Here is a 459-nt window from a genome sequence, read left to right as displayed (position 1 = left end):
GTAAGCGACAAGCTGGGGCCGTTCAGGCGGCATAGTTCCACGGCATGAGGGCGTCGATTTCGGCGCTGGGCCATCCATTTGCGAGGCGCTCGAGTGCCTGAGTAAGCCAGGCTTGCGGATCGACGTTGTTCATCTTTGCCGTTTATGCCGACCGTCGAACTATGCCGATTAATCAACTTTTTGCCAACGTTTCCGGCACCATAGCGGGCAGCCAGTCGGCATAGTTTAGGGTCTCTCCGTCGCAATTGACGCGAAGGAGAGGACACATGAACGCAACTGACTATTTGAATCGCAGCGCCTTATACCGGAAGCTGGTCTACGGTCCGTATCGGGAGTTTGCGGGCGTTTACGCCGCCAAAATGTCGAACGAAGGTTTGGGTCGGCAATGCACGTGGCGCTCGCTGAGCCTGTTTCGGGATCTGATGGACTGGCATGTTGGCAATGGACATGCTCCGCAGG

Annotated in this window: 2 pseudogenes; one reads left to right on the top strand and one right to left on the bottom strand. The window is 56.6% G+C overall.

Going from position 1 to position 459, the window contains the following annotated elements:
- Positions 1-22: 22 nt before the first annotated feature.
- Positions 23-142: pseudogene (locus RGCCGE502_RS36460) on the bottom strand (transposase domain-containing protein); the annotation flags it as partial.
- A 124-nt stretch (positions 143-266) separates the two neighbouring features.
- Between RGCCGE502_RS36460 and RGCCGE502_RS34380 the strand changes: the two are divergent.
- Positions 267-459, top strand: a pseudogene (locus RGCCGE502_RS34380) (integrase); the annotation flags it as partial.

It is taken from the genome of Rhizobium grahamii CCGE 502 (assembly GCF_000298315.2).
Lineage (GTDB): Bacteria > Pseudomonadota > Alphaproteobacteria > Rhizobiales > Rhizobiaceae > Rhizobium > Rhizobium grahamii.
Note: the sequence above shows the minus strand (reverse complement) of the source record. Positions and strands in the feature narration are given on the sequence as shown.